The organism is Pseudohalioglobus sediminis (assembly GCF_008370495.1).
Lineage (GTDB): Bacteria > Pseudomonadota > Gammaproteobacteria > Pseudomonadales > Halieaceae > Halioglobus.
On the sequence record NZ_VTUX01000002.1, the window covers coordinates 229,601 to 254,668 of the forward strand.

Genomic DNA, 25,068 nt, shown 5'->3' on the forward strand with positions numbered 1-25,068 from the left:
TCGCGGGCTCAGTGCTCTAGTGGCGTGGACTGATATCGAGCGGCAACCTGGCCGGCTTGGGCAAGGGCACCCACAACAGCCTGGGCTTGAATCCCTTCGGGGTTTGATAGTCAAAACGCTTGAGGAACTGGAACATGAAAGCCTTGGCCAGCATGACCGCGAAATGCATACCAATGCACTTATGTGCCCCGCCACCGAAGGGGTGGTAGCAGAAGCTGTGCTGCTTGTGCTCCGCGCGCTCGGGCAAAAACCGGTCCGGGTCAAACTGGTCCGGGTTGCTCCAGTACCTGGGATCGCGGTGATTGAACATGGGCGGCAGGAATAGCATGGTGTTGGGCGGAATGGTATAAGCGCCCAGTTCGCACTCCCTGATGGTCCGCCGCGTCATCAACGGTACCGAAGGATGCAGGCGCAGGCACTCATGAAAACAGCGATCTATGAGCTCCAGACTGGCCAGGTCTTCGTACTCGAGCGTGTCCTTGCCCAGGCTTTCCACTTCTGCGCGCATTTTGCGCTGCCATGATGGATCCATCGCCGAGTACATCACCAGGTGATTCAGCACAGACGTGGTCGTATCGTGAGCAGCAAAAAGCAGGAAAGAGGCATGGGCAATGATATCCTGCTCATCAAAGAAGCGGCCGTCCTCCTGTTTTTCGTTGCACATGTAGGTCAGCATATCGGTGCCGTCACTACCCCGGCGCCGGGGGATCAGCTCGGCGAAGTAACGGGCCAGGAAGCGTTCTCCCTGCTTGCCTTTCCTGAACTTGGTAAAAGGCAGCTCTTTTTTCACCTGCCCGACCAGGCCTTCATTGATATCCGTAAACGCCCTGTTCAGCGCTTCGGCTTCAGCGCCGCTGGCTTCAACGCCGATGAATACCCGGGCGCCAACGGCCAGCAGCAGTTCCTTGATACTGGCGCCAAACTCGATGCGACCGTGCTGGCTCCAACTATCGAGGTGCGCCTCGATAATGGGATTCATCTCCGCGACGTAGTTACCCATCACCGCGGTCTTGAAAGCGCTCTGCATGATGCGGCGCTGGAATTTGTGCTCTTCGAAATCCCGCAGCAACAGGCCGCCCTTGTAGAACTGGCCCAGGTTGGCGTCATAGCCCATTTCAGCAGAGAAATTTTTATCGCGGTCCAGGTAAATGCGCTGGTAGTTGTCCGCGCCGAGCACCAACACGCCGCGCTGATCCAGGATCTTGATCCGCGAGACCTCGCCCCACTTCCGGTAGTGCTCGTCAGCGAGGTCTTTCAGGCGGAACACGGCATCGAGACCTCGGCCAAAATACGGCAGACCATCGCTGCCGGGGATATGGTCCAGATCCCTGTTATCGGGCTCTTGTTTGTAGGCCTGACTGGTCATCTCACGTTCCTGTAGGTAATTTGGCAGTAGCCGCCCCGTCGCCACACAGCGTGGCGCGGCCATGGTTCGCATGTATGCACAGGGCTGGCGATGCCTCTCCCCCTTTGCTGCGTATGGGGTGAAGTCATGGCACAACATTCGCAGGGCATCGGGTCTGCGCGCGTTGATTCAGCACACAACACGGGGCACCGACCATACGGCCCATTGTGCCATCGGCGAGCATGTCAGTAATCCCCAGAAACCACTCGAAGGTTTGATGAGGTGATGAAGCGCATTCGCGGTTCGTTTACTTATGACAGCAAGCGCTAAAACTATTGCTGGGAGGACGTAGTAGCCGTTGGACCTGCGTTAGTCTCCAGAATCCGATCAACTGCCGGTTTCAGGCGCCGATACCCAGGAGGTCATCGCGCTGTGCCATATAGATCTCGGCACAGTAGCCATAGTCCACCGGCAGGTTGACCCCGCTGACAAAAGCAGCGAGCGTGCTGCCCAATAGCACCAGCGGCCCGGCCATATCCCCGGCCTCGGCATAGCGGCCGTTGGCTGGCAGGAACAGGTCTATCGCTGCATCGGGCATCTGCCCTTCTCCCTTGAGCTTCTCCATGAACGCGCTGTCGGTGGGCGATGGTGAAATACAGTTGATGCGGATATTGCGCTGTGCCAGCAGCCTGGCTTTAGCCATGGTGTACACGATCAAGCACTGCTTGGAAAAACCGTAACCGTCGGCGCAGGACTCCGGGTTGGCATCCAGCCACTCGTCTGCCGCGGCAAAAGACGGCGGCCTGTTCAGGAATGCCGTGACGCTATCCAGCCTGGATTTCCAGGCCATGCCCGCGGTCGACGCAATCGAGGTTATGGAACCACCCTCCTGCAAACGCGGAAGCAAGGCCTCGGTGAGGTAACGCAGGCCGACAAAATTAACGCGTATGGTATCGCGAGCACTGAACGGCGGGCTGGGCACACCTGCGCAGTTGAATAAAGCGTATACCTCTCCGGGTAATTCGTTCAGCGCGGCGTCAATGCTGGCGGGGTCGCTCATATCAACTTGAATGCAACGCTTGACAGCAACCGAGACCGGCGCAATGTCGAGCGCATGGACCTCCGCTCCCAATTCAACCAGCTGCTGGGCCGCGGCCTGCCCCATGCCCGAAGCGGCGCCTGTAATGACCACATTCCTGCCTCGGTATCCCAGAATATCCTGCATTCTTTTTCCCTCTGCTTAACCCTTTGGTGACCGTCGCTGTGGCCGCAACTCGAGTAGATCCACTGACACGCCCCTGGGCTGGGCCAATGCGAACACAACCGCGTTGGCGACATCATCCACGGTCATACCGACCGCCATATAACTGCCTTCTTCGCGCCAGGCTGCGAAGGCCGCCATAGTCACGTCCATGTCCCAGGCCTCAGCGATGCTGGAATCCGCGCCCCCGGGACGAATACAGGACACGCCGATTTCCTCCGCCTGGCACTCCGTGGCCAGGTCGCGAGTGAAGCGCTCCACCGCCGCCTTGGAGGCGGCGTAGATCGAAAGATGGCTCATTTCATCGAAATGAAACGCCGAGGCGGAAGAGATATTGATAATGCGCGGGTTGTCACTGCCATGCTCTCGTAACTGCGGTATCACCGCCTGGCAGGCGAAAACCGTACCGAGGAAGTTGGTATTGACCTGCATCAGCACCTCCTCTTCCACCAGATTCTCAACCGTGTTGGGCCTGGCGGCGCCGGCGTTATTAACCAAACCATCCAAACGGCCAAAGTGCTGCGCGATAGCCGCAATAGCTCCCGTGATGCCAGTGCGTTGACCCACGTCGGCGGCGACGCCATAGGCACGGTCCGCGCCAAGTTCGCTCACCGCTTGCTCAAGCCCCTGCTGATTTCGGCTGACCAGGCCCACGCGCGCGCCTGCAGCCACCAGCGCCCTGGCTATAGCCAGGCCAAAGCCCTTCGAGCCACCGGTGACAATATAAACGCGATCAACCAGTTCCATCTTCATACCGCTATCGCTATGGTCTTGGTTTCCAGGTATTCCTCAAATCCCTCTGTTCCCATCTCCCGGCCGATGCCGCTTTGCTTGTAGCCGCCAAAGGGAGCGTCCGGGCCGTAGAAATTGCCACCGTTGACGTTCACAGTGCCGACTCGCAAGCGCCTGGCAACCTCCAGCCCTCTATCCAGGGTGCCTGCCCAGACACTGCCAGAGAGCCCGAAGGGCGAATCGTTGGCAATACGCACTGCCTCGTCCTCATTATCGTAGGCAATGACACACAGCACGGGGCCAAAGATTTCCTCGCGCGCGATGGTCATATCATTGGTGACGTCGACGAATACAGTAGGCTGCACGTAATAGCCTTTGGGCAGGTTTTCGGGGATACCGCCACCGAGCAGGAGCCGGGCGCCCTCCTGTTTACCTTTTTCTATATAGGACAGCACCCGATCGCGCTGTCGCGCATTCACCAGCGGGCCCATGATGTCCTGCTCTGAAGACTGGTCCCCGTAGTGAATCAGGCCGAAATAGGTTTTCAGCAATGCTTCCACCTCGGCCTGCCTGGCGCGGGGAACCAGCAGCCGGGTATTGAGAGCACAGCCCTGCCCGGCGTGAAAGCACACCGCGAGGGCGCTGAGCAGGCTGCCCGCCAGATCAGCGTCTTCGAGGATGATATTCGCAGACTTGCCGCCCAGTTCGAGAAATACCTTCTTCACCGTCTGCGCAGCGCTCGCCATAATATGTTTGCCAACGGCAGTCGAACCGGTGAAGGAAACCATATCAACGCGCGGGTCGGTGACCAGTTGCTCGCCTACCTGTACGGGGTCCTGCGCGGTAATCACGTTGAAAACGCCGGCGGGCATATCGGTATGCTCGGCGACGATCCTGCCGAGTGCAGAGGCGCACCAGGGCGTATCCGGCGCTGCTTTCAGGACCACGGTGCAGCCCGCCGCCAGCGCTGGCACGCACTTGGCCAGGTTGATCTGCAGCGGCACGTTCCACGGTGTGATGGCCGCCACCACGCCTATGGCTTCCTTCTCGACCAGGCGCTCGTTGTTGCCACCCATGATTTCGTTGGTCCCGATATTCCTGTGCCATTGATACCGCGGCAGGCTTGCAAGTGTGTAGTCTATAAATTCAATGGGCAATTCACATTGCGGGCCGGCCTGGCCACAGATGCCCAGGGGTGCGCCTGTCTCCGCGGAAATCTGCCGCTTCAGCTCTTCCATGTTCGCGAGCAGCCCCGCTTTCAGCTGCTGCAGGCAATGCAATCGAAAGGCGTGGTTGGTCGACCAATCGGTGTCGTCAAAAGCGCGTCGCGCCGCAGCGATGGCGCGATCCATGTCCTCGGGCCCGGCATCGGCCACGTGCCCCATTACTTCCTCGGTAGCCGGGTTGATATTAGGGTAGGTTTTACACTCCGCGGCGTTTACCAGCTCACCGTCTATGAGCAGGCGTGTCTCCGGATTCATCTCCTGGCCCTCAGTCTTGCGGCAATCGGGACTCATCCCGTGCCAGAAAAACGTCTTCAATCCGGTCACGTACATACACTGCGGTAGGCATGGTCACCCCATGGCCTGCTGCAGTATCCAGCGCGCACTGCAGGTCCTTGCGCCCAAGCGTGCCCATGGGACCAAACAGCCTTGCCATCTCTTCCTCGCTGCAGCTTGCTGCCATGCCATTACGACCGGATATGAACATGTGCATCTGCTCGTTGACGACGCCGTTGGACAACCCGACCTCACGCAGCACCTCCGCGGACAATCCACAGGCGTGGGCCAGGCGGGTGGCTTCGGCCATGGCCACGAACTCCGTGAATTGGATAAAGTTATTGCACAGCTTCAGCGCAATACCGGCGCCAACCGCCCCGGCGTGAACCACTTTTTCTGCAGACGTCTCAAACACCGGGGCTGCGGCCCGGACTACTGCTTCCGCGCCGCCGACCATATAACACAGCGTCCCGGCTTCAGCCTTGTGTGCGCCGCCGGTGATGGGCGCATCGACAAGCACAATACCCGCATCCGCGGCCTGTTGCGCCCACTTCAGCAGATTGGCCTGGGTGACAGTGCTGTGCACGGCCACGAGTGTTCCGCTCGCGGCGTTGGTGAAAATACCGCCGGGGCCGTAGAGCAGTTCCTCTACCTGCTGATCGTCACGGACACAGATACCGATATGAGTGCAGCGCGAGGCGATATCCCGCACCGACTCACCTGCAAGCGCGCCATGCTCTACCAGTTCCTTCACTGCCGGTTGGTATGTGTCATAGACCCATACCTCGTAAGGTTCAACGATGAGGCGCTGCGCACAGTGCCTGCCGATGTTGCCAAGACCGATAAAGCCCACTTGCTTTTTTTGCTTATTCATCAGCGCGAACAGCCTTGCTGGTTAGGGTCAGCGGCCAGAGTAGTTTCGAGCATTTTTATTGTCAAGCCAGATTGACTACTAGGCAATATGGCTTTACTTTACGCATCATGAACACGGCTATCGAACATTGTGGGCTCGACCTTGAGACGCAGCGTCAATACCGCGACAATTTCGCAAGGCACTTCCTGAGTGTCACGCTCTATATTCAGGCCGAGATCATGGCTGCGCTGACACTCAAACACGGGCACAGCAACCTACGGCTGAACTTTGCACCCTATATCACCCTGGCTGGTCACGACGGTGCGCGCTTGTCGGACATCGCAGAAACACTGGGTATCAGCCGCCAGGCAGCCAACCAGATTGCCAACCAGATCGAGGCTGCTGGCTATCTGCGGCGCACGGCAGACCGCAGTGACGGCAGGGCCAAATTGCTCACTCGCACCCCGCGCGCACGCGCCCTGGTTGAACAGGGCGCCTCGGAGGCAGCGCGCCTGCAGGCGCGGTTCGCGGCACTTACTGCTGCCGGGGATGTGGAGAAGACAACCCTCACGCTCGCGCAACTGAACAAGCACCTGGCATTACTTGTCGCACGGGAAGGCGGTGACTTATCACTGGCTGCAGTCCTGCCAAGGCTGTCTGACCATATCAGCACCCGACTGCAGGAACTCACCATGGCCCGGGGGCACCCTGGACTGAAGCGCAGTTTTGGTTCAGTGCTGATGTCAATTGGCCCGGCTGGGGGCCGCATTCAACAGATCGCCGATGCGCATGATGTGAGCAAACAGGCCATCAGCGCGATCGCATCAGAGCTGGAAGAACTGCGTTATATCGCGCGTCTGCCCGATCCCGGAGACGCCCGACAGGTGATTCTGGTGTTCACCGCCGCGGGGCGCCGGCTCATTGAGGATTCGGTCGCGTCCACTGCGCAGCTCTATAGCGAACTCGAGGCTCTTGTCGGGAAGCGAGCGTTCAGGCAGGCAGCATCCACGCTTGCCGCGCTGTACCAGTCGCTGAACCTGGGCGAAGAGATATTTGGCCACGTCGGCGACGATGACATCGGCAGCATCGCCCGGCAACTTACACGGCAATTGGGAGATGAGCGCGCGCGTGCACTCGCGAGGGTGATTCTTGCAGCTGATCCAGATGAACCAGCAAGGGTATCGTTATGAGTTCAAGTGAACGCCGCAAAATCGGCGCCAGAAAAATGGAGGAAGTCTATGCCGGTGATGTAACCGTGCCGGCTGAGGGCTATGCGTTCACCGACGTGATGCTGGAAACACTGTTTGCCGAAGTCTGGACCCGTGACACCCTATCCATGCGCGACAGGCGCATTCTCCTCCTCGGCATGTTGGCGGCACAGTCACAACACGACACCTTCAAAATACAGGTCAAGGCAGCGCTCAAGCGAGGCGAACTCACGGCGGACGAAGTCCGTGAGCTGCATTTATTCATTGCCCAGTATTGCGGCTACCCGACAGCGGCGGCACTGATCACACCCATGGAAACCGCAATCGCTGAAGCACAAGAAAAACCCGGGGACGTTGCAGCCGAGGGGGCCTCAGAATGAGCAGCATTATTGAGCACTATGATTGGCTAGCGGGCCTGGTCACGGTAGTCGGCATAATTGCGGTCACTGTCCTGGGCCGGGCTATCGCTTTTCGCATACCGGCCATCGCCGCAGCGCGCGCGGCGGACAAGGCCCAGAACATCGACAAGTGGCGCAACAAGGCCAGTAAATACCGCCCGAGAGTGCAGCCCAGCCAGAAGATAGGCCTGGGGCTAACCCTCGGCTTCTACATCCTGGTACAGCCGTTTATTGTCACACTGGATGCGGAGCCGATCTGGAAAATCCTGCTGGACAGTTTTCTGATACTGATGGTTTACGACTTCTTTTACTATTTAATCCACCGCTTCCTGTTTCATGGACAGGGTTATTTCCGCCGCGTTCACGCTGTGCACCACCAGGCTCGGAGCCGGGTCAGTTCGATCGACTCCCACCTGCTCCACCCATGGGAACTCTTCATCGGCGTCGCACTTTTTTACGTGGTGACGGTCGTCATGGCGCTGGTGAATGGCGGACCTTTCCATGTCGCGACCATCGTGATCACCTCGGTCATCTATACACAGCTGAACCAGATCAATCACTGTCGCATCGACCTGCACACGGCACCCTGGAAAACCCTCAACTGGATTGCCATGAAGCACGACGCCCACCACCTCGATATGCACAGAGGCAACTACGCCACCATCACCCTGCTCTATGACTGGCTGTTCGGGACGCTGGAGACGCACCCGATGGAACTGGAAGGAAAAACGGCAGCGCAGACTGGCGGCTGACACAGTCGACCGGCGCTGCACCAATCAATTATTTCGGTGCGCCTTCCTGCAAAGAAGCCGTTGCAGGAACCGCGTCGACCCGCACCCACTCAATGGTGCGGCTCATGAAGCCGACCTTGACCTTGAACTGCATCAGGTCAGGCTCCTTCAGGGATATCTCAGCGTCCTTGTACTCGCCCAATTTCTCGGCATAGACCTGGCCTCGCCACACGTTCTCACTGGCCCCATCGGCCTCCAGTTCCCTGATGATCTGGCGGCCGACACGTTCGGGAAACTTGTCATTGCGTAGCACGGTGCCTTCGCCCTCATCCAGGCTGATTTCGATCCAGCCCGGTTCGTCGGCATGTTTCCAGAAACCTGAGATATCACCCGCCAAGGACAGGGGTGCCGTGAGCATGGCACACAAAAATACTGCGATACGATTCATCTCTGTTCCCCTGTTAACTAGCCGTTAAGCTCACGCGCGGTCAGCTTGCCCAGCTGCGACATGTGCACCTCATCGGGACCATCGGCAATGCGTGAGAACCGCGCCAGGGTGAATACATCCGGGATCATGGTGTCCTGGCACACCCCCATACCGCCGAACACCTGCATGGCGCGATCGGCCACCTGCTGCGCCATATTGGGTGCGACGATCTTGACCATGGAGATATAGGGTATCGCCGCTTTCATACCCTGGGTGTCCATCACGTGAGCGGCCTGCAGGGTCAGCAAGCGGGCCTGCTCGATATCGCAGCGACAGCGGGCGATCTCGTGTTGTACGCTGGTTTTCTTGATCAACTTCTCGCCAAAGGCTACACGCTCGTCGGCACGGGCACACATCAGCTCCAGGCAGCGCTGGGCATTACCTACCAGCCCCATGGCGTACTGGAATCGGCCGGGGCCCAGACGACCCTGGGCAATTTCGAAACCGCAGCCCTCTCCCTTGATCATATTGCTCACCGGCACGCGCACGTTGTCGAACAGGAATTCCGCTTCGCCGCCCGGGGAGTGGAGGTTGTCGAATACGCGAAGTTCTCGCACCAGCTTCACCCCAGGGGTATCGCGGGGTACCAGAATAGTGGAGTGCTGGCGGTGACGCTCATTCTCGGGGTTCGACTTTCCCATTACCAGCATGATCTTGCAGCGCGGATTAACCGCATTGGTCGTCCACCACTTGCGGCCATTGAGCACATAGTCGTCGCCGTCGCGGACAATCTCCAGCTCCATATTGGTGGCATCGGAAGACGCTACCTGGGGCTCGGTCATCGCATAGGCGCTGCGGATCTCACCCGCCAGCAGGGGCTTCAACCACTGCTCCTGTTGCTCTTGAGTGCCGTATTTCGCCAACACTTCCATATTGCCGCGGTCTGGCGCGTTGCAATTAAAGACAGCCTGCGCCCAGATCACCTTGCTCATGGTTTCGAACAGCGGGGCAATTTCCACGTTGCTGAGGCCCGGGCTCCAGGGTTCATATTCGCGCGGGAGAAACAAGTTCCAAAGCCCCTGCGCCCTGGCCAATTCTCGCAGTTCGTCAAACCAGGGGGGCGTCTCCCAGAGATTGTCCTGGTTGAGTGTCCACTCGTGCCAGTCGTGCTCGCGGGGGTAAACATGCTCCTCCATGAACGCTTCGAGTTTGGCATTCAGGGCCATCACCTTTTCGCTGACTTCAAATCCCATATTCCTTCTCCTCAGTCTGTGTAGCGGGTGGCCAATCGATTTACCGCTTCATAAAATTCATTCACTGTGCTGTGGACAATATCCGCCGCACTCTTTATTTCATCAATGCGCCCGACCACCTGCCCGGATAAGGGAATAGCCGCTTCCATTTCACCGCCGAAATAGAGCTCGGGTATCCCCGCAAGGTGTTCCATCGCGTTGAACGCACCCAGTGGTTCCAGCATTTCAGTACGCTGCGTGCGCAGTGCACGCAGGGCGGGACGCGATTGCTGGTTGAGAAATACCGTATCCGTTTCCTTTGCTGCGACAATCGACTGTTTCCAGTTGTCGTGCACCGGCGAGTCAGAACTACTGAGCATACGGGTACCCATCTGCACCCCCTCGGCGCCCATGGCAAAGGCACCGGCCATAGAAAGTCCGTCGCACATGCCGCCCGCCGCAATAATGGGAAGATCTGTGCGTGAGCGGATCAGCGGCAATAGCACCATGGTTGATACCGGGCTCGGGTTCTTGAAGCCGCCGCCCTCCCCGCCTTCCACTACCAGGCCGTCCACGCCGCAGTCGATGGCCTTCAGCGCCATATCCAGCGTCGGCACCACGTGAAACACCTTGATACCCGCCTCCTGAAACGCCTGCGTGCAAACACTGGGGCTGCCCGATGAGGTGGTGACGAACTTGATACCCTGCTTGATCACAAAGTCGACAACGTTGGTGCCTTTGACGTAAGACAGGGCCACGTTCATGCCGAAAGGCTTGTCGGTGAGGTCGCGCATTTTCGCCACCTCATTGCGGATATTGTCGAACTCACCGGAGGCGGTTTCGATAACTCCCATGCCGCCGGCATTGCTCACCGCGGAAGCCAGCTGAGCGCGGGCAATCCAGCCCATGGGCGCCTGGATGATGGGATAGTCGGTACCGGTCATTTCGGTGACGCGGTTTTTGATAGGGCGTGCTGTGGTCATATTGTTCCTCTAGTAGCTGTGTCTGATTACGTGAGGGAAAGCATCGTTTCCACACCGGTGCCCTGCAGCAGTGCATCCACCCGCGAGCGATCGGCATCACCAAGGGCACGGTAGCGCTCATTAGTCCACTGCAGGCATTTAGCCTGGTAGGGAAAGGTCTGCTGGGTCCAGCGGGCGCCATCGATCTCGGACTCCCAGGTTTTTTCACCCGCCTGAACTGCGCGGGCATTCGCCAGCTGGGCAGGGGCGTAGACCCGGCCTATCTCTTCCATCAAACCACGCAGGCTCTCGGGTTGGTCATCCAGTGCGATCCAGTCCTGTTCTGATGGCTCGTGCCCACTCTGGTCGCTCATTTGGTCGACCCAGGCAACAGTGCGCAGGGATACCTCGTGGGCAATGGCACGGGGTGTGGGATCAAAGCCCACCAGCTGAGTCAACTGGCCATAGAGTCCGAAATCGCCAGCCCCCGGGCGATCACCCAGCATGAATTTCTGGTTGGCCAGGTGGTTCTCCATGGCTGCCAGAAAGCGCCGATAGCTGGCATCGATCACCGGCGCAGTGGTGTCATTGGATCCCACAACGTACAAACGGCCGACCTGGCGATCCGTAAAATATTGCTTGAACTGCTGGAGCGCCTCCGGTGGCAGGCTCACATCCATACCCAGCGGCAACAGGGTGCCCGCATTATCCGCGTCCGCTTCAGGGTACCAGCGATAGTGAAACATATACTTGGTACACCACTCGTCGCCAAAGTCTTCAATCAGGTAATCGATAAAGGCCAGCGCTGGATCACCAGGCAGCACCGAGCGGCCCGGGTACATCTGTTCCAGACGGCGGATAATCGGCGTGGAATCACACTCGGCTTTAAGCCCCTGGTCCCCGTCAAAAAAGAACGTGGGATGAAAAATGGGCTTCGGCTTCTCCACCCCCAGCGCATCACAAACCTGGTCCGGCTGGTCCCATGTCACCGCGTAGGGCACGCGGCGGTAGCGCAGCAACGCCACCATTTTCTGCGTATAGGGCGAGGCTGTGCCGCCCACCAGGCGGATCGGTTGCTGTGCCGTCATATGCACTTCTCCTCTATCTCAAGTGAAATTAGCAGGGTAAAACCCGCGCACGCCAGGCAAAACATATTGACACATAAACTGCCATTATGTAAACCTGCCACTGTAGTAAATTGATCGGCCACCGTGCATAAAAAGGGCGCAGCTGACGATACTTGAGAATCGCGGGTTGTCCCCGATTTTCTGTTCCCAGTTTATGGAGAGAGTATGTACCCAGGGGAATACCAGCTCGTTGGCAGCGAGATGAGCTTCTTTACGCGAAAACTCGAGGCCCAGTTGCGATGTCAGCAAGTGCCCTGGCGCTACCTGTTCAAAACCGAACAGCGAAAGGCTGAGCTGGAAGCCAGGGCCGGCACCCACTTTATTCCACTGCTGTTGACCCCTGACAAGTGGCTGATACAAGACACTATCGCCATCGGCCCCATGCTTAGCCAGCGCTTCAGGGCGCGCGGGGTCGTACCTGAAACGCCGCTACAACGCACCTGCTGCTATATATTGGAGGATGCCTTCAACCACTGGCTGGGGCGCGTCTGCGTGCATTCCCGCTGGTGCTACCCGGACAACGTTGCCTGGATCGGCCCCCGCTTCGGCGCCAATCTGATGCTGGACCGCTCCATTGAAGAGCCTTTCTCAGAAGCGGAACTGGAACAGTTCGCCCCTATCGGCCCGATGATGTACGAAGGATTCGGTAAAGGCGTGTGCGAGGTGAATGGCGCAGGACCAGACCAGGCCGCCGCCGTTCAGGGTGACTTCAGGAACATGCTGGACGCCCTGGCAGTACACTTTGCCAACAACGATTTCCTGCTGGGCGAGCGACCCTGCCTGGCTGATTTCGCCCTGGCCGGCGCCAGCAAGGCCCACTTTATATGCGACCCGGAGCCGAAAAGCTGGCTGGGGGAGCACAGTGCCATGCTGCATGAATATACCGGACGCTTCTTCAGTGACTGGCAGGGTGAACTCGTCCCCTGGCCTGCGCACGACCGGGTACCGGATAGCCTGCAAATCGTGCTGGATTACCTGCAAGGCAGCTACTACCAGTCAGCGCCAGCTAATATCGCCGCTGGCCTTGCCGGTGAGAAATATTACGAGTTCGACTACGGTTTCGGTACCACGCGGGCGCGCACCCAAAAACGTCTGAACCTGGCCAGACTGCATGTACAGGACGAACTGCAGCGGCTGGGGGCAGGCGAAAATGCCGACATCCAGGCACTGTTCGCCAGCCGTGGCATCCTACAGCACTACATGGCTTAAAACTGAAAACCAGGAAAACCAGGGACAGACCACGAATTGTGACCCCAATAATCGTGGTCTGACACGGTTTTAACGCAAAAGGCAATCACAATGTCCACACGCTTCAAAATTTGGCTGCTTCCCGCACTGTTCTACGCTGCCTTTTTCTACTGGTACACCGACTTCGGCGGCCCCTTGAGCGATGCTGAGATCGGTGAATTCGTGGCCACCATGCAAACCAACGGCAGCGACACCGAAGTCACAGCTTTCATCGAAAAGTTTGCTCGACAAGACAGCGGACGCCAATTCCTGATGGTGAACAACATCGACATGAACGAGAATCCACCGGATGTCGAAGGCGCCGAACCCGGCGAAAGCGCATCAAGCCTCATGGCACGCTACATGGAGCACATGATTCCCGCGTTACTGGCCCGCGCCTGCCACCCGGTGCTTATGGGCTCTGCAATCTATCCCGCCATGGACCTGGTCGGTATCGAGGGAGCTGAGAACTGGGACCAGGCCGCCCTGTTTCGCTATCGCAGCCGCCGTGCCTTTCTTGAAATTGTTACCAATCCCGCTTTCAGGGGAAAACATCACTTTAAAACTGCGGCGCTGGAGAAAACCATCGCTTACCCGATAGAAACCGACCTTTATCTCGGCGATCCCAGGCTCTTGCTGGGGCTGATCCTGCTGGCAATCACCGCACTAATCGACAGCTTCAGTTTGTCCAAAAAGGCCAGGCAAAAAAAAGAGACAGCCCACAGTGTATAAAACGCGGTCTGTCCCTGTTTCATTTGCTATTCTGTACTAAATGGTACATTATTAAACTCTCTGACCTCCAAGATTGAGAGCGGATATGGCACGTCCCGCCGAGTTCGACCGCACCCAAGCCCTGGAAGCTGCTATGAAGCTATTCTGGGCCCGCGGGTATACCGCAACATCACTGCCTGATTTGCTGGCGGCCATGGGCATTGCCCGCTCAAGTTTTTATGCCAGTTTCAAAACCAAGCGCGGGCTTTTCGTCGAATGCCTTGAACTGTTCGGTGACCGCACCCTGGACATTGTCGACAGGGATGCCGGCAAGATTCCCGCTGCTGCCCTGCCCCGTGCTTTTTTTGAAGCGACCTTGCTTCATGTGTCCCGACGTAAGGCAAAGCGGGGTTGCATGATGGTCAATACGGTACTGGAACTGGCCGATGTAGATCATGAACTCAATCAACTGGCGACGTTGAAACTCGAAGCCATTGAAAACGCTTTTGCGCTGGCTTTTGAGCGGGCGCAGCAAGAAGGCCAACTTGACACCAGGCGCAGCGCGCAGGAACTGGCCAGTATTGTGATGACGATCAATTTCGGCCTACGAGTTCAAAGCCGCCAGATGCGATCCCCGGAGCAAATCAGAACAATCATCGATAACAGCCTGTCCATGCTTGGGCTGGCTGCCTAACGACTAATCACAGGATACACGAGCAACTTATCATGTTGTCTGAGACCATGCCCTTTGAGAAAAATTTTGCCAGCGTAAACGGCAAACGAATCGCCTACCTTGAAGAAGGCAGCGGCGACCCTATCGTGTTGCTGCACGGTAACCCCACCTCCTCTTTCCTTTGGCGCAATGTCGTGCCTGAACTGGTCGAGTCGGGAAGAGTGATTGTTCCCGACCTGATCGGCCAGGGCGAGTCTGAAAAACTACCGGCCAGTGAAGGCCCAGACCGCTACACACTGGAAGTAGCCTACGCCTACGTAGATGGCCTGCTGGCAGCCATCGGCGCCACCAAGCGCGTCACCCTGGTCATTCACGACTGGGGCAGCGCCATCGGCTTCCTCTGGGCCATGCGCCACCCGGATGACGTCAGGGGCGTGGCCTATATGGAGGGCATCGTTAAGCCGATGAACTGGGCAGACTGGCCGGAGGGTGCCGTGGGCATTTTCAAAGGCTTCCGCTCCGACAAAGGGGAAGACCTGATCCTGAACCGCAACATGTTCATTGAGGCCGTACTGCCCACCTCGATAATACGCGAACTCAGCGAAACCGAAATGGATGCCTACCGGGCACCGTATCCCAACAGCGACGACCGCCAACCCCTGCTGAACTGGCCACGGCAGATTCCCATTGAAGGCGAGCCCGAGGATATGGTCGCCCTGGTGAACGAATACGGTGCCTTCATGGCTGGCAGCGAAATGCCCAAGCTATTTATCAATGCAGAGCCGGGTTCCATTCTGGTCGGCCCGCAACGCGAATTCTGCCGCAGCTGGCCAAACCAACAGGAAGTCACGGTAAAAGGCCTGCATTTTATTCAGGAAGACTCGCCGGTTGAGATCGGCCAGGCCGTCGCCAATTGGTTGAAAACCATCTAGTTCAATATTCAAGCAAGCAAAAGGAAACAGACCATGTCAGATGCGCCCGCGTATGTTATCGGAAACTTCACCATTCACGATAAGGATGTTTATAGGGAGTACGAGAAGGGATTTTTCACGATATTGAAAAAACACGGCGGTACATTTTTCACCTATGACGATAATACCGTACACCTTGAGGGTTCCGATCCCAGGCAAGGCCGCACGGTGATATTTCAATTTCCCTCCGCAGCCGCTGCCGACGCCTGGTACAACGACCCGGAATATCAAGCCCTGTCAGAACACCGCCGGGCTGGTACAAGCCTGGTGTCACTGACCATGGTGCATGGCTTGCCACCCCGCTAAAAAACGGGGACAGCTCAGGATAAGGAAAGCCGATCCAGTCAAAATGTCATATTTCAGGAGCAGACCATGATAAAGGTGTACGGTGTGCACGGATCACCGTTCGTACGCAAGGTTTTTGTCGCGTTGGACTTTAAGAACATTCCCTATGAAATTGTTCCGCAGATGCCCTTTTCCGGCGACGAAAAGTACCTGGAGATCAATCCCCTCGGCAAGATTCCCACTCTGGTGGACGGAAAGCTGACGCTAGGTGACTCCAAGGTGATATGCCGGTATCTCGAAAAAGCCTACCCGGAGCCGGCGCTCTACCCCGCTGATATCGTCGACAACGCCATGGCGGACTGGTTCGAGGACCTGTGCGGCGGCGCGGTGGCCGAGATGGCCGCTGGCATTTTCTTTCAGCGCTTTATGCGGCCTTTCGCGTTCAAGCAGGAACCGGATGAGGAACTGGTCGCCAAAATCATAGAAAAGCGCCTGCCGCCGATGCTTGACTATCTGGAGAGCAAAATACCCGCCGCTGGCTTTGTATTCGGCGAGTTCACCATGGCTGACCTGAGTATTGTCAGCCCCTTTATCAATGCCGCCTACGCGCGCTACGAGGTCGATGACCAACGCTGGCCCTCAGTGTCCGGCCTGCTCACCCGGGTCAAGGCGCAGCCGCAGGTCGCGGCCGTGCTGGAGAAAGAGGCCAAAGCGCTGGGGCTATAAGGCATCACCAGATATTGCGTGCCGGTTTCAGAAACCGGGGACAGACCACAATTTCGTGATGTATAAATCGTTGTCTGCCGCCGTCCCTTTTTTTGGGGGGTGGGAGACGCAGGTATTGGGACTATGCAGTTGCAAGGTGTAAGCCCGACCTGTCGCAGCAAGAGGCTGGGGTTTTGGCCTAACCTGGAAACGAGGTCCATTTAACCCGTTAGCGCGCCGTTACGAACCAGATGCATGGGGTGATTTGAGGCGGCATGTCCAAGCCCAGAGACACACATTTGCGTAGGGATTTTTTTCGCTCATGCGGAACTCCGTTGACACTTAACAGTGCTGTGCCCTACTGATCTAGGGCTTGGAAAAGGTACCAGTAACAGCGTATTTTTCGACTATTACTGTGGAACGGAACCTGGAAGCTGCGCATGCCGGAGAAGCCGAAGTAAAAGAAGGCGACGGTTGGCGTGGACAGCGCCACTCTTGGGAAATTGTGCTTTCATCAATTCCTGCAGTACTTTCATTGTGATCCTGCCTGCAACCACTTGCCTGAAAGTTTGCGTGTCTCAATGTTCAACTGGCCTGCCAACCCTGCGGTGCGGTGCACCCCGATTTCCTGCATCTCTGCTGACTGCATCACCTCGAGCATGACCTTACGCGAGGGCCAAACCGCCAGCGCGACCAGGTCCCACAGCTCCTCTACTTCACCCAACGCCAGGCGCTCCACGTCACCCTCGAAGCCAATACACCCACCAACGCCTTGCAGCAATTTCTTTACGCCCTTTTCATACAGAGCATAAGCCTCTCCCCCGGTGAGATCTGTTTCACGGCCATCCTCATACTCTGCCTTTACTTTAAATTTGAGCAGATTGACCATACAGATCGGGCCCTCGGCGCCGGGCTCAAGAAAGCCCTGTATCTGCTCTTTGTTGGGGTACACTTTGTTGATGACTTCCATCGTCATTTCCTTTTCTCAAGCAATTTTGTATTTATGGAGCCTGTCAATCGCCAGACCTGCCGAGTCCTGCAACGACACCATAATGCCCTGCTGACCGGAGATCTCGTTGTCCAGCACATCGTGCCAGACGTTGGCACAGACCTGGGCGCCCCGGTGAAACTTCATTTCAAGTTGCCCCTCAAGTTCCACGGCAAGAGCTGCAATGGCGGTATAGCCTTTTTGGGTCAGAACGTCGAGGGCACATTGCTGAGGCTCTCCACTACATCGTAGGTCACTACCTGGCCACAGTCTTTGGTCCGGCATTTAAACAACGGCGCTGTTTTCATAGCGCTGTAATATCTCGCGCAGGGTGCGGCTGACCCTTGTCTGCAGGCGTATCATCTCCAGTTTTGGCCAGGTACAGCGCTCGCCCGAGGCGATCAATTTCAACACCTGTTTCTCGCCGGGAAAGCCGAGCAAATTTTTGGGATTGATCAAGCGGTAGTCGGGCAGAATATTGATATCGCCCACGTAGTCCTGGTTGATGATCGAGCGCATCAAGCTGGCGACCTGTGTAACCGCACCATTTTTCCTGTCCGCCCGGTCAATAATCATGGTGATTGCATTGAACCATTCACGGGTCGAGCGCAGACCCGCATTCTGCAGCAGCCCCAGCGATGTCTGCTTGCGGTGCCCATCTGTCACAAAGGGCAACACATGGGGATTGGTCTGGCTGACGATATAGTGATTAACACCATACAGCCGCGCCAGGCGCTTGGCCGGCATATCGTCACTCACGGAACCGTCTACCCAGCGCCGCGACGGCAGGTAGCTCTTTAGCTGACCATCGTCATCCAACGCCTGCAGCGTCACCGGCGGGAATATACCCGGCACGGCAGCAGAGGCCATCACAGCACTGCGCATCAATACTGTGGGTGAGGTCGTGGCATTAAGCAGGCGGGATGTCTGGTGCGTTTCCGCGGGGGCAATAGAGACATTCATCGCCCTGCCGGTTCTTTCAAACGCCTTCTGGAAAGTCATGTCATCGGGTAGATAATGCTTCAGGTTCTCCTCCATATCTGCCGGGTCAGCGGTACCCCCGCGCTTGGAGGATTCCGGCATTTGCTGCAGAAATACCTCAGGCTCCATTAACTCACGCAACTCCTCGTCCGTGTGGCTGCTGACAATACTGCCGATGATAGAACCGCCACTGGAGCCCGACATAACAGATGGAAGCAGGTCCGCTTCAAATAGCGCTCGCGCAACTCCCATATGAAAATACAGCAGCGAACCGGAGCCGCTCATCATGAATGCGGTGTGGCCGAAGCAATGACTGGCCCGGCGGAAGAAATCGAGTTTTTCTTCGGGACTGATATCGCCCGTATCTTCCCCGGCCAGGTGCTCCAGGGTATGGACGATTTCCTCAATGTAGTCTTCTATTAGCAGTTTGGTACCGGTAAGCGCGTGACCATACAGGCCCGCCTTACCCATACCACCCATATTGCCGTGTATGCCCTCATTGAGGGTATACAACAGTCCGCGGTGATCGTGCCTGGCCTTGAGGCTGCGCAGGCGATCCAGCCGAGTTCGTATGGAAACATAATCGTACTGCTGGCTGTGGTCACGTCTGCGCCAGCGATCACGCCCCGTGCGTATATCATAGGCTTCGGCCGCCTCGCGCCATTCCTGGTAGCTGCCTGCACCTTTCAATGCTCGCTTGGCCTGTAACTGTGTCGCTATACCCACTTGGCTCTCCTTTACTATCGGGGACGGACCTCGTGCAAGTAAACGTGGCCCGTCCCCTTTATGTCTATCAGCCTAGGCGACAATTTCAAGCGCCATGCTCGCCAGCGGGTCCACCATATCACCCACCTCGCGGGCCGATGCGTTTGAAGCATTGCCCTGGGTTGCACGCTTGGCCACACCCTGGGCGATAGCTGCCAGGCGAAAGAAACTGAACGCCAGGAAGAAGTTCCAATTGTCGATGTGATCTATGCCCATATATTGGCAATAACTTGCTATATATTGCTCTTCACCAGGCAGGCCAAGCGGTTGCAGATCGAGTCCTGCAAGGCCGACAGGCGCCATCTGCTGCCGCTCACTCGCCGGCAGGCGCATGGCCATGCATTGGTAGGCCAGGTCTGCGCAGGGGTGCCCGAGGGTGGACAGCTCCCAGTCCAGTACCGCGATTACCCGACTGTTGTCCTTGGCGTACATCAGGTTATCCAGCCTGAAGTCACCGTGCACCAGGGCCACCTGGCCGTCATCGGCGGGCAGGTTCGCCTCCAGATAGCTGATCAACCGGTTCATTGACTCAATTTTTCCCAGCTCCGATGCACGGTACTGGCTGGTCCAACGTCCCAGCTGCCGCTGGAAGTAATTACCGGGACGGCCGTAATCTGCCAGCCCCGCTGACTCGAGATCTACACTGTGAATGCTCGCCAGGGTGCGCGCCATCTGGTCATACATGGCGCCGCGCGTATTGGGATCATCTATCTCGCCCAGCGCCGGATTCCAATAGACATTGCCGTCGCAGTATTGCATCAGGTAGAACATGGAGCCGATCACCGCGGTGTCCTCACACAGGTGATAAACCTCGGCTACGGGCACATCTGTGTCCCGCAGCGCAGCCAGTACACGATACTCCCGGTCGACCGCATGGGCCGACTTGAGCAACTTTCCGGGCGGTTGCCGACGCAACACATAGGTGCCGGAGTCTGCGTCGATCCTGAAGGTCGGATTGGACTGGCCGCCAGGAAATTTGCTGGCGCTCAGCGGCCCCTTGAAGCCCGGCACATTGGCTTCCAGGTAAGCGGCCAACACGGCTTCATCAAGCATGGCTACTGATGACATTACGAATCCTCGCTATTGAAAAAGGAATATCGCCTGCCCCTGGGTTGGGGCGCCCTGTGCTCCTCGGGCAGGGTGCAGATCCTGTCCATATAAGTGGTACTGCCATCGGCATATTCCCACACCAGCTGTTCACCTTCCATGTAGCGCTTCACTACCACCGGGCCCCAACCAAAGACATGGAAGTTGAGCACGCCCTCCTCCCAGATCATGGAAGCCGTGCTGCGCATGCAATACTCTTGTTCGCCAATGGTGAATAGCACCGACCCCTCGGTATCATCGGTGTTCAGGCCGGCAGTACTATTTGGGCCGTAGTCGTGAATGATTCCACTGGCCGTGACCACCGTACGACTGCCGCACTGCTCAACCCGCTCCACGTGACCCGTATGGCCGCCCTCAACACCAAGCCACAAACCCCTGATATCGTCGGCGCCGTCCGGCAGTGGCTCGGTACACTCGGCCAGTATCGGCAGTGGAAAGTGGGAATAGCCACAGCCCGGCGTATTGCCTTTGGGAATATCCGCAGCCATTTTTCCACTGCCATCAAGCTCGGGCAGCTCACAGTAGTCGAGGGTACTGCCGTCCCCCGCCAGTGTGGCAGGATCGGTAGTCAGTGGCGGCCGGGAAGAAAAGTAAGCCAGCCAGAACAGGAACAAAGCCAGGCACAACGGCAGTACTAAAAGTGTTAATAACAGCTTCTTCATCGCAGTGTACATCTCCCGTTCATTGAGACTCTGGCGAGAACATGGGGTCAGAGCTTTACTCTTAACCCGTGTTTGCAACCAGTGCGTTGGCCATGGGGCCGAACCAGGTCTGCTTTAAGGTTTTGAAAATACCTGGCTCCTTGGTACCCAGTTGGGTGGCCAGGGTCCTGGCCTGATCGAGGAGTTCTTCCCGGGAGGCCTTGCCATCGGCGATGCCTGCCGCCACTGCCTCATCCGCGGTGTAGCGTTTGCCGGTGAACAGGGCATCCCGGGCGGTACTGGCCGGTAACTTGCCCCGCAATATGCCCATCATGGGCGTCGGTATGGGTACTCCCACATCCACTTCGGAGACAGAGAACCAGCCCCGGTCCTCGCGCATGATGCGGTAGTCGCAGGACAGTGCCAGGAACGCACCGCCGGCAAAAGCGTGGCCGTTCATCGCCGCCACGGTCGGGCAGGGCAATACCAGGAACCGACTGTGAATCTTCGCCATACGCTGGCCGAACAGCTCCATCTCTTGTGGCTGAAGCGTCATCAGCTTTTCGAGGTTGAGGCCGTTGCAGAAGAATTTATCGACGCCGGTGAGCACCAGCGAGGCACCCTGACCACAATCGGCCTCCACCGCATCGAGGATTTCCAGCATGCGCTGCTGCCAGTCAGGGCAGATGGTATTCTGCCCCTCATTCATCGTCACCAGATGCAGTTCACCCTGCTTTTGGTAATCGATCACGATCACGCAGCCTCTACTGCGGCCGCGGCCTTGACGGGCGCATTCACCAGCGCTGAGAAACGCTGCTGCTGATAGTCGGCGTCACCAAACAGCGTGTTGGCAATCATCAGCCGCTTGACATAGGCGCCCACTGAAAGCTCTTCAGTCATACCCATGCCGCCGTGCATCTGGATTCCCTCACCGCCGATCTTGCGCCCTGAACGACCCACCATGACTTTCAGCGCCAGCAGGCTGCGCCGGGCGTCCTCGTCACGGGCATCCAGCGCGCACACGGCGCGATAAAGCAGGGACCTGGTATTCTCACAGGCGGCGAACATATCCACCATGCGATGCTGCAGGGCCTGGAATGAACCGATGTGCGCACCGAATTGTTTGCGCGTTTTCAGGTATTCCAGGGTCTGGGCGTTGAGGGACTCCATCGCACCCAGGGCATCAGCCGCCACTGCCAGCGTGGCCCGCTCTATTACCGGGCCCATCAGGGCATAGCCTTCACCCGGCCCACCGATAAGTGCTTCGGCCGTGACATTATCCAGTTTGACATTGGCCGCGTCGCGGCCATCGGTCATCTTGTAGCTGGTGGCCGTTACACCGGCGGCAGAACTATCCACCAGGAACAGGCTCAGGCCGTTTTTATCGGCCTGCTCGCCGGAGCTGCGCGCGAGCACCACCAGCTTCTCTGCGGCCCCGCCGTTGAGCACCACGGTTTTCTCCCCATTCAGCACCCAGCTCACCCCGTCCTGGCGAGCGCGGGTTTTGATGTCGGTCAACGCATAGCGGCTCTGGCGTTCCAGGAAGGCGAATGCACCCTGTAACTGGCCGGCGATGATCTGCGGGATCAATTCATGCTTCACCTCCTCGCTGCCGCCAGCCTGCAACAGCCCACCAAACAGCAGTACAGTTGGCAGGAAAGGCTCAGCCACCAGGCCGCGACCCAGCTCCTGCATGATGACCATGGTATCCACCGGGCCACCTCCAAAACCACCGTACTCCTCGGCAAAAGGAATAGACAGCCAGCCCAGTTCAGCGAATTGCTGCCAGTGCTCGGCGCTAAAACCATGCTCCAGAGCCACTACTTTGTTGCGCTGATCGTAGTCGTAATTGTCCTGGACAAAGCGGGCGATGCTGTCCTGGATCATGGTCTGTTCTTCAGATAGATTGAAGTTCATTGCGTATCTCCTACAGTCCCAGTACGTGCTTGGCAGTAACGTTTTTCTGCACTTCATCCGATCCGCCATAGATCGATGAAGCGCGGCCACGGAAGTACAACTTCTGCGCAACATCGGCAAAATCATGTCCCACCTGGCTCGAACTCAAATCACCCTGCTGCGCCTGGGAGTAGTAGCCGGCCACATCCATGCGCAGTTCCTGTATGGCCTTCTGTATCGTCGTTCCCTGCAGTTTCAGCAGCGAGGACTCAGGCCCGGGCATGCCACCTTCAGCGGCAGCAGCGAGAACGCGCAGCTCGGTAAACTCCAGCGCCATCAGGTCAATTTCTACCTCTGCCAGGCGATTGGCGAACAGGGGATCATCCAACAGAGATTCACCACCGTTGACTTCGGCACGGGCCAACTCTCGCACCTGCTCCAGGTTGCGCTTCGATTCGGCCACCTCGGCGATGGACAGGCGCTCGTGCACCAGCAGGGACTTGGCGTAGGTCCAGCCCTTGCCCTCTTCCCCAATGCGGTTGTCCATGGGTACCCGTGCATTGTCGAAGTGAACCTCATTCAGGTGATAAATACCGTCGATGGTTTCAATGGGGCTGACGGTCACCCCCGGCGTGTTCATATCGATCAAAAGGAAGCTGATGCCGTCCTGCTTACGGCCACTGTTATCGGTGCGCACCAGACAGAAAATCCAGTCTGCGGCCTGGGCGAAGGAGGTCCAGATCTTGCTGCCATTGACCACGTATTCATCCCCATCGCGCTCGGCTTTGCATTGCAGTGAAGCCAGGTCAGACCCGGCACCGGGCTCGGAATAGCCCTGGCACCACCAGTCCTCACTGTTGAGAATACGTGGCAGGAAGCGCTCCTTCTGCTCTTCAGTGCCATAGGTGTAGATCACCGGCGCCACCATGGTCACGCCGAAGGGGATGGGGGCCGGCAAACCCGCTTTGGCGCGCTCTGCATTGAAGATGAAATGCCGGGTCATGGTCCAGTCCTGCCCCCCGTACTCGACAGGCCACCCGGGTGCCATCCAGCCCCTGGCATTGAGGCGTTTTTGATACTCGATCATGCCCTCCTCGAGCTGCGTCGATGCTTCGCCGCCGTGCAACATGGCTTTCAGTTCCTCGTCCAGGACCTCGGCAAAAAAATTCCGGACTTCAGCCTGAAATGCGAGCTCTTCATCAGTAAAACGTGTATCCACAAATAACTCCTTTATTAAACTCGACCAGTAATATCCAGGATGGCCTGTACGCATTGCCCGGGCTGGTCCTGCTGGACAAAGTGCCCCGCCGGGGCAATGGTTCTGTGTTCGACACCCTTACAGCCCGGCACCCTGTCCAGGAACGGCTGGGCCATATTAGCCGTGACCGGATCGTCATCGGCAAAGGCCAACATAAAGGGTTTATCGAACTGCTTCAGTACCTGCCAGGCAGCCCGGTTCTCCTCGACTTCCGGTTCATCCTCAAACAGTGGAAGCAGCGAAGGGAAACGCCGCACCCCTGCCAGGTAGGATTCATCCGGGTACGGCGCATTGAAGGCTGCCTGCTCGGCCTCTGTGAGGTGTTTGGCCTTGCCGATCAGGTGCAGGAAATTGCCCGGCTGCTGTGCCTGGCGGCTCTCGGCGCAAAACTTGCGCCAGTACAGGAAGCCCGGAAGACCCGAGGTGTCACGGAAACGTGCATCCAACTCTGTGGCAGGAACCACTGGCAGGGTCTTGTATGCCTCGCGCAGGGGTGCAGCAAAGTCTTTCGGAACCGGCCCTGCGGGTAAACCACCATTGGAAAGTACTACATGTGAAAAACGCTCCGGAAAGGCCGCCACAAGGCGCAGACCGATGAGGCTACCCCAGTCCTGCAAGAACACAGTGACGCCTCGCAGGTCGAGCTGGGCCAGCCAATCACTCATCCAGGCGACATGACGGGCATAGGTATAGTCTTCAGGCCGGGTGGGCTTATCCGAACGCCCGAAGCCGACGAAATCGGGGGCAACAACCCTGAAACCGGACTCAACCAGCGGCGGAATCATGTGGCGGTACAGGTAGCTCCAGACGGGCTGGCCGTGCATCAACAACACCACATCGCCGTCGGCTGGCCCCTCATCCAGATAGTGGATACGCAGTTCACCGCCCTCCCCGTCATCAACTTGCAGGTAGTTGGGCTGAAATGGGTAATCGACCAGGTTGTCGAAGCGCTCATCGGGTGTACGTTTGCATTGCATACTGCGGAATCTCTTCTTGGTCTACCTGCGCGTGGCGCAATTTATGTTAGCGATTACTTGTGAAATCATAATGTGATTTTCTTGCATTCCATTAGTTATCGTCATATC

27 protein-coding genes are annotated in these 25,068 nt (G+C 57.6%); 9 read left to right on the forward strand and 18 right to left on the reverse strand.

The window, feature by feature from the left end; all coding sequences use genetic code 11:
• Nucleotides 1-16: 16 nt before the first annotated feature.
• From F0M18_RS05020 to F0M18_RS05040, 5 genes are all read right to left on the reverse strand, one after another.
• Nucleotides 17-1,366: a cytochrome P450 gene (locus tag F0M18_RS05020; protein ID WP_188109599.1), complete on the reverse strand. Its 1,350-nt coding sequence runs from the start codon at nt 1,364-1,366 to the stop codon at nt 17-19.
• A 379-nt stretch (nt 1,367-1,745) separates the two neighbouring features.
• Entirely contained in the window at nt 1,746-2,570 is an 825-nt protein-coding gene (locus tag F0M18_RS05025; RefSeq protein WP_149610314.1) for a coniferyl-alcohol dehydrogenase, read from the reverse strand.
• Nucleotides 2,571-2,585: 15 nt separating this feature from the next.
• Nucleotides 2,586-3,359 carry an SDR family oxidoreductase gene (locus F0M18_RS05030; protein WP_149610315.1) on the reverse strand — a complete coding sequence of 258 codons (774 nt, stop codon included), beginning with the start codon at nt 3,357-3,359 and terminating at the stop codon, nt 2,586-2,588.
• Nucleotides 3,356-4,888 (reverse strand): aldehyde dehydrogenase family protein, encoded by a 1,533-nt coding sequence (locus F0M18_RS05035; RefSeq protein ID WP_262500830.1) that lies wholly within the window; start codon nt 4,886-4,888, stop codon nt 3,356-3,358. Before F0M18_RS05035 ends, F0M18_RS05030 begins: the two co-directional genes overlap by 4 nt.
• Nucleotides 4,830-5,711: an NAD(P)-dependent oxidoreductase gene (locus F0M18_RS05040; protein WP_149610317.1), complete on the reverse strand. Its 882-nt coding sequence runs from the start codon at nt 5,709-5,711 to the stop codon at nt 4,830-4,832. Before F0M18_RS05040 ends, F0M18_RS05035 begins: the two co-directional genes overlap by 59 nt.
• Nucleotides 5,712-5,818: 107 nt before the next feature.
• Between F0M18_RS05040 and F0M18_RS05045 the strand changes: the two genes are divergently transcribed.
• The 3 genes from F0M18_RS05045 to F0M18_RS05055 are packed head-to-tail and all read left to right on the forward strand — an operon-like array spanning nt 5,819 to nt 8,048.
• Nucleotides 5,819-6,880 carry a MarR family winged helix-turn-helix transcriptional regulator gene (locus tag F0M18_RS05045; protein WP_149610318.1) on the forward strand — a complete coding sequence of 354 codons (1,062 nt, stop codon included), beginning with the start codon at nt 5,819-5,821 and terminating at the stop codon, nt 6,878-6,880.
• Nucleotides 6,877-7,278: a carboxymuconolactone decarboxylase family protein gene (locus F0M18_RS05050; protein ID WP_149610319.1), complete on the forward strand. Its 402-nt coding sequence runs from the start codon at nt 6,877-6,879 to the stop codon at nt 7,276-7,278. The genes F0M18_RS05045 and F0M18_RS05050 overlap by 4 nt, the downstream gene beginning before the upstream one ends.
• Nucleotides 7,275-8,048, forward strand: coding sequence for a sterol desaturase family protein (locus F0M18_RS05055; RefSeq protein ID WP_149610320.1), 774 nt, complete (start codon nt 7,275-7,277; stop codon nt 8,046-8,048). Before F0M18_RS05050 ends, F0M18_RS05055 begins: the two co-directional genes overlap by 4 nt.
• Before the next feature lie 28 nt (nt 8,049-8,076).
• Here F0M18_RS05055 and F0M18_RS05060 read toward each other — a convergent pair whose 3' ends face one another.
• Genes F0M18_RS05060 through F0M18_RS05075 form a run of 4 tightly spaced genes read right to left on the reverse strand, consistent with a single transcriptional unit; the run spans nt 8,077 to nt 11,736 of the window.
• Nucleotides 8,077-8,475, reverse strand: a complete 399-nt coding sequence (locus tag F0M18_RS05060; protein WP_149610321.1) for a DUF2147 domain-containing protein — start codon at nt 8,473-8,475, stop codon at nt 8,077-8,079.
• Between the two features lie 17 nt (nt 8,476-8,492).
• Nucleotides 8,493-9,707 (reverse strand): acyl-CoA dehydrogenase family protein, encoded by a 1,215-nt coding sequence (locus F0M18_RS05065; RefSeq protein WP_149610322.1) that lies wholly within the window; start codon nt 9,705-9,707, stop codon nt 8,493-8,495.
• Between the two features lie 11 nt (nt 9,708-9,718).
• Nucleotides 9,719-10,669: an NAD(P)H-dependent flavin oxidoreductase gene (locus tag F0M18_RS05070; protein ID WP_149610323.1), complete on the reverse strand. Its 951-nt coding sequence runs from the start codon at nt 10,667-10,669 to the stop codon at nt 9,719-9,721.
• 26 nt (nt 10,670-10,695) lie between these two features.
• Complete coding sequence (locus tag F0M18_RS05075) at nt 10,696-11,736, reverse strand: glutathione S-transferase C-terminal domain-containing protein (RefSeq protein WP_149610324.1); 1,041 nt, start codon at nt 11,734-11,736, stop codon at nt 10,696-10,698.
• 204 nt (nt 11,737-11,940) lie between these two features.
• Between F0M18_RS05075 and F0M18_RS05080 the strand changes: the two genes are divergently transcribed.
• The 6 genes from F0M18_RS05080 (at nt 11,941) to F0M18_RS05105 (ending at nt 16,368) form a co-directional block, all read left to right on the forward strand.
• On the forward strand, nt 11,941-12,984 hold the full coding sequence (locus F0M18_RS05080; RefSeq protein WP_149610325.1) for a glutathione binding-like protein: 1,044 nt from the start codon (nt 11,941-11,943) through the stop codon (nt 12,982-12,984).
• A gap of 90 nt (nt 12,985-13,074) precedes the next feature.
• Nucleotides 13,075-13,734, forward strand: coding sequence for a hypothetical protein (locus F0M18_RS05085; RefSeq protein WP_149610326.1), 660 nt, complete (start codon nt 13,075-13,077; stop codon nt 13,732-13,734).
• 85 nt (nt 13,735-13,819) lie between these two features.
• Nucleotides 13,820-14,407 (forward strand): TetR/AcrR family transcriptional regulator, encoded by a 588-nt coding sequence (locus tag F0M18_RS05090; RefSeq protein WP_149610327.1) that lies wholly within the window; start codon nt 13,820-13,822, stop codon nt 14,405-14,407.
• 32 nt (nt 14,408-14,439) lie between these two features.
• Entirely contained in the window at nt 14,440-15,318 is an 879-nt protein-coding gene (locus tag F0M18_RS05095) for a haloalkane dehalogenase (RefSeq protein ID WP_149610328.1), read from the forward strand.
• 33 nt (nt 15,319-15,351) lie between these two features.
• The gene (locus F0M18_RS05100; RefSeq protein ID WP_149610329.1) at nt 15,352-15,663 is read left to right on the forward strand and encodes a DUF1330 domain-containing protein; all 312 of its coding nucleotides are present in this window, start codon (nt 15,352-15,354) and stop codon (nt 15,661-15,663) included.
• Between the two features lie 66 nt (nt 15,664-15,729).
• Complete coding sequence (locus F0M18_RS05105; RefSeq protein WP_149610330.1) at nt 15,730-16,368, forward strand: glutathione S-transferase family protein; 639 nt, start codon at nt 15,730-15,732, stop codon at nt 16,366-16,368.
• A gap of 511 nt (nt 16,369-16,879) precedes the next feature.
• Here the strand turns inward: F0M18_RS05105 and F0M18_RS05110 are convergent.
• From F0M18_RS05110 to F0M18_RS05145, 9 genes are all read right to left on the reverse strand, one after another.
• Complete coding sequence (locus F0M18_RS05110) at nt 16,880-17,317, reverse strand: DUF1330 domain-containing protein (protein WP_149610331.1); 438 nt, start codon at nt 17,315-17,317, stop codon at nt 16,880-16,882.
• 15 nt (nt 17,318-17,332) lie between these two features.
• The gene (locus F0M18_RS19940; protein WP_188109600.1) at nt 17,333-17,482 is read right to left on the reverse strand and encodes a hypothetical protein; all 150 of its coding nucleotides are present in this window, start codon (nt 17,480-17,482) and stop codon (nt 17,333-17,335) included.
• A 138-nt stretch (nt 17,483-17,620) separates the two neighbouring features.
• The gene (locus F0M18_RS05115) at nt 17,621-19,042 is read right to left on the reverse strand and encodes a DUF3336 domain-containing protein (protein WP_149610332.1); all 1,422 of its coding nucleotides are present in this window, start codon (nt 19,040-19,042) and stop codon (nt 17,621-17,623) included.
• Between the two features lie 72 nt (nt 19,043-19,114).
• Nucleotides 19,115-20,149 carry a phosphotransferase gene (locus F0M18_RS05120; RefSeq protein WP_149610333.1) on the reverse strand — a complete coding sequence of 345 codons (1,035 nt, stop codon included), beginning with the start codon at nt 20,147-20,149 and terminating at the stop codon, nt 19,115-19,117.
• Nucleotides 20,149-20,862, reverse strand: a complete 714-nt coding sequence (locus F0M18_RS05125) for a hypothetical protein (protein WP_262500831.1) — start codon at nt 20,860-20,862, stop codon at nt 20,149-20,151. The genes F0M18_RS05120 and F0M18_RS05125 overlap by 1 nt, the downstream gene beginning before the upstream one ends.
• A 49-nt stretch (nt 20,863-20,911) precedes the next feature.
• A complete protein-coding gene (locus F0M18_RS05130; protein WP_149610334.1) occupies nt 20,912-21,580 on the reverse strand; it encodes an enoyl-CoA hydratase/isomerase family protein in 669 nt (222 codons plus the stop codon).
• A 2-nt stretch (nt 21,581-21,582) separates the two neighbouring features.
• Nucleotides 21,583-22,746, reverse strand: coding sequence for an acyl-CoA dehydrogenase family protein (locus tag F0M18_RS05135; protein WP_149610335.1), 1,164 nt, complete (start codon nt 22,744-22,746; stop codon nt 21,583-21,585).
• A 10-nt stretch (nt 22,747-22,756) separates the two neighbouring features.
• Entirely contained in the window at nt 22,757-23,944 is a 1,188-nt protein-coding gene (locus F0M18_RS05140; protein WP_149610336.1) for an acyl-CoA dehydrogenase family protein, read from the reverse strand.
• Nucleotides 23,945-23,958: 14 nt separating this feature from the next.
• Complete coding sequence (locus F0M18_RS05145) at nt 23,959-24,960, reverse strand: haloalkane dehalogenase (RefSeq protein ID WP_149610337.1); 1,002 nt, start codon at nt 24,958-24,960, stop codon at nt 23,959-23,961.
• Nucleotides 24,961-25,068 lie beyond the last annotated feature (108 nt).

What these genes read in the sequence shown, in the direction of transcription:
- F0M18_RS05110 (WP_149610331.1), bottom strand. Translation starts at nt 17,317, where the DNA reads ATGGAAGTCATCAACAAAGTGTACCCCAACAAAGAGCAGATACAGGGC.
- F0M18_RS05075 (WP_149610324.1), bottom strand. Translation starts at nt 11,736, where the DNA reads ATGACGGCACAGCAACCGATCCGCCTGGTGGGCGGCACAGCCTCGCCC.
- F0M18_RS05060 (WP_149610321.1), bottom strand. Translation starts at nt 8,475, where the DNA reads ATGAATCGTATCGCAGTATTTTTGTGTGCCATGCTCACGGCACCCCTG.
- F0M18_RS05045 (WP_149610318.1), top strand. Translation starts at nt 5,819, where the DNA reads ATGAACACGGCTATCGAACATTGTGGGCTCGACCTTGAGACGCAGCGT.
- F0M18_RS05080 (WP_149610325.1), top strand. Translation starts at nt 11,941, where the DNA reads ATGTACCCAGGGGAATACCAGCTCGTTGGCAGCGAGATGAGCTTCTTT.
- F0M18_RS05040 (WP_149610317.1), bottom strand. Translation starts at nt 5,711, where the DNA reads ATGAATAAGCAAAAAAAGCAAGTGGGCTTTATCGGTCTTGGCAACATC.
- F0M18_RS05090 (WP_149610327.1), top strand. Translation starts at nt 13,820, where the DNA reads ATGGCACGTCCCGCCGAGTTCGACCGCACCCAAGCCCTGGAAGCTGCT.
- F0M18_RS05070 (WP_149610323.1), bottom strand. Translation starts at nt 10,669, where the DNA reads ATGACCACAGCACGCCCTATCAAAAACCGCGTCACCGAAATGACCGGT.
- F0M18_RS19940 (WP_188109600.1), bottom strand. Translation starts at nt 17,482, where the DNA reads ATGAAGTTTCACCGGGGCGCCCAGGTCTGTGCCAACGTCTGGCACGAT.
- F0M18_RS05050 (WP_149610319.1), top strand. Translation starts at nt 6,877, where the DNA reads ATGAGTTCAAGTGAACGCCGCAAAATCGGCGCCAGAAAAATGGAGGAA.
- F0M18_RS05120 (WP_149610333.1), bottom strand. Translation starts at nt 20,149, where the DNA reads ATGTCATCAGTAGCCATGCTTGATGAAGCCGTGTTGGCCGCTTACCTG.
- F0M18_RS05030 (WP_149610315.1), bottom strand. Translation starts at nt 3,359, where the DNA reads ATGAAGATGGAACTGGTTGATCGCGTTTATATTGTCACCGGTGGCTCG.
- F0M18_RS05085 (WP_149610326.1), top strand. Translation starts at nt 13,075, where the DNA reads ATGTCCACACGCTTCAAAATTTGGCTGCTTCCCGCACTGTTCTACGCT.
- F0M18_RS05065 (WP_149610322.1), bottom strand. Translation starts at nt 9,707, where the DNA reads ATGGGATTTGAAGTCAGCGAAAAGGTGATGGCCCTGAATGCCAAACTC.
- F0M18_RS05020 (WP_188109599.1), bottom strand. Translation starts at nt 1,366, where the DNA reads ATGACCAGTCAGGCCTACAAACAAGAGCCCGATAACAGGGATCTGGAC.
- F0M18_RS05025 (WP_149610314.1), bottom strand. Translation starts at nt 2,570, where the DNA reads ATGCAGGATATTCTGGGATACCGAGGCAGGAATGTGGTCATTACAGGC.
- F0M18_RS05100 (WP_149610329.1), top strand. Translation starts at nt 15,352, where the DNA reads ATGTCAGATGCGCCCGCGTATGTTATCGGAAACTTCACCATTCACGAT.
- F0M18_RS05145 (WP_149610337.1), bottom strand. Translation starts at nt 24,960, where the DNA reads ATGCAATGCAAACGTACACCCGATGAGCGCTTCGACAACCTGGTCGAT.
- F0M18_RS05105 (WP_149610330.1), top strand. Translation starts at nt 15,730, where the DNA reads ATGATAAAGGTGTACGGTGTGCACGGATCACCGTTCGTACGCAAGGTT.
- F0M18_RS05125 (WP_262500831.1), bottom strand. Translation starts at nt 20,862, where the DNA reads ATGTACACTGCGATGAAGAAGCTGTTATTAACACTTTTAGTACTGCCG.
- F0M18_RS05095 (WP_149610328.1), top strand. Translation starts at nt 14,440, where the DNA reads ATGTTGTCTGAGACCATGCCCTTTGAGAAAAATTTTGCCAGCGTAAAC.
- F0M18_RS05135 (WP_149610335.1), bottom strand. Translation starts at nt 22,746, where the DNA reads ATGAACTTCAATCTATCTGAAGAACAGACCATGATCCAGGACAGCATC.
- F0M18_RS05055 (WP_149610320.1), top strand. Translation starts at nt 7,275, where the DNA reads ATGAGCAGCATTATTGAGCACTATGATTGGCTAGCGGGCCTGGTCACG.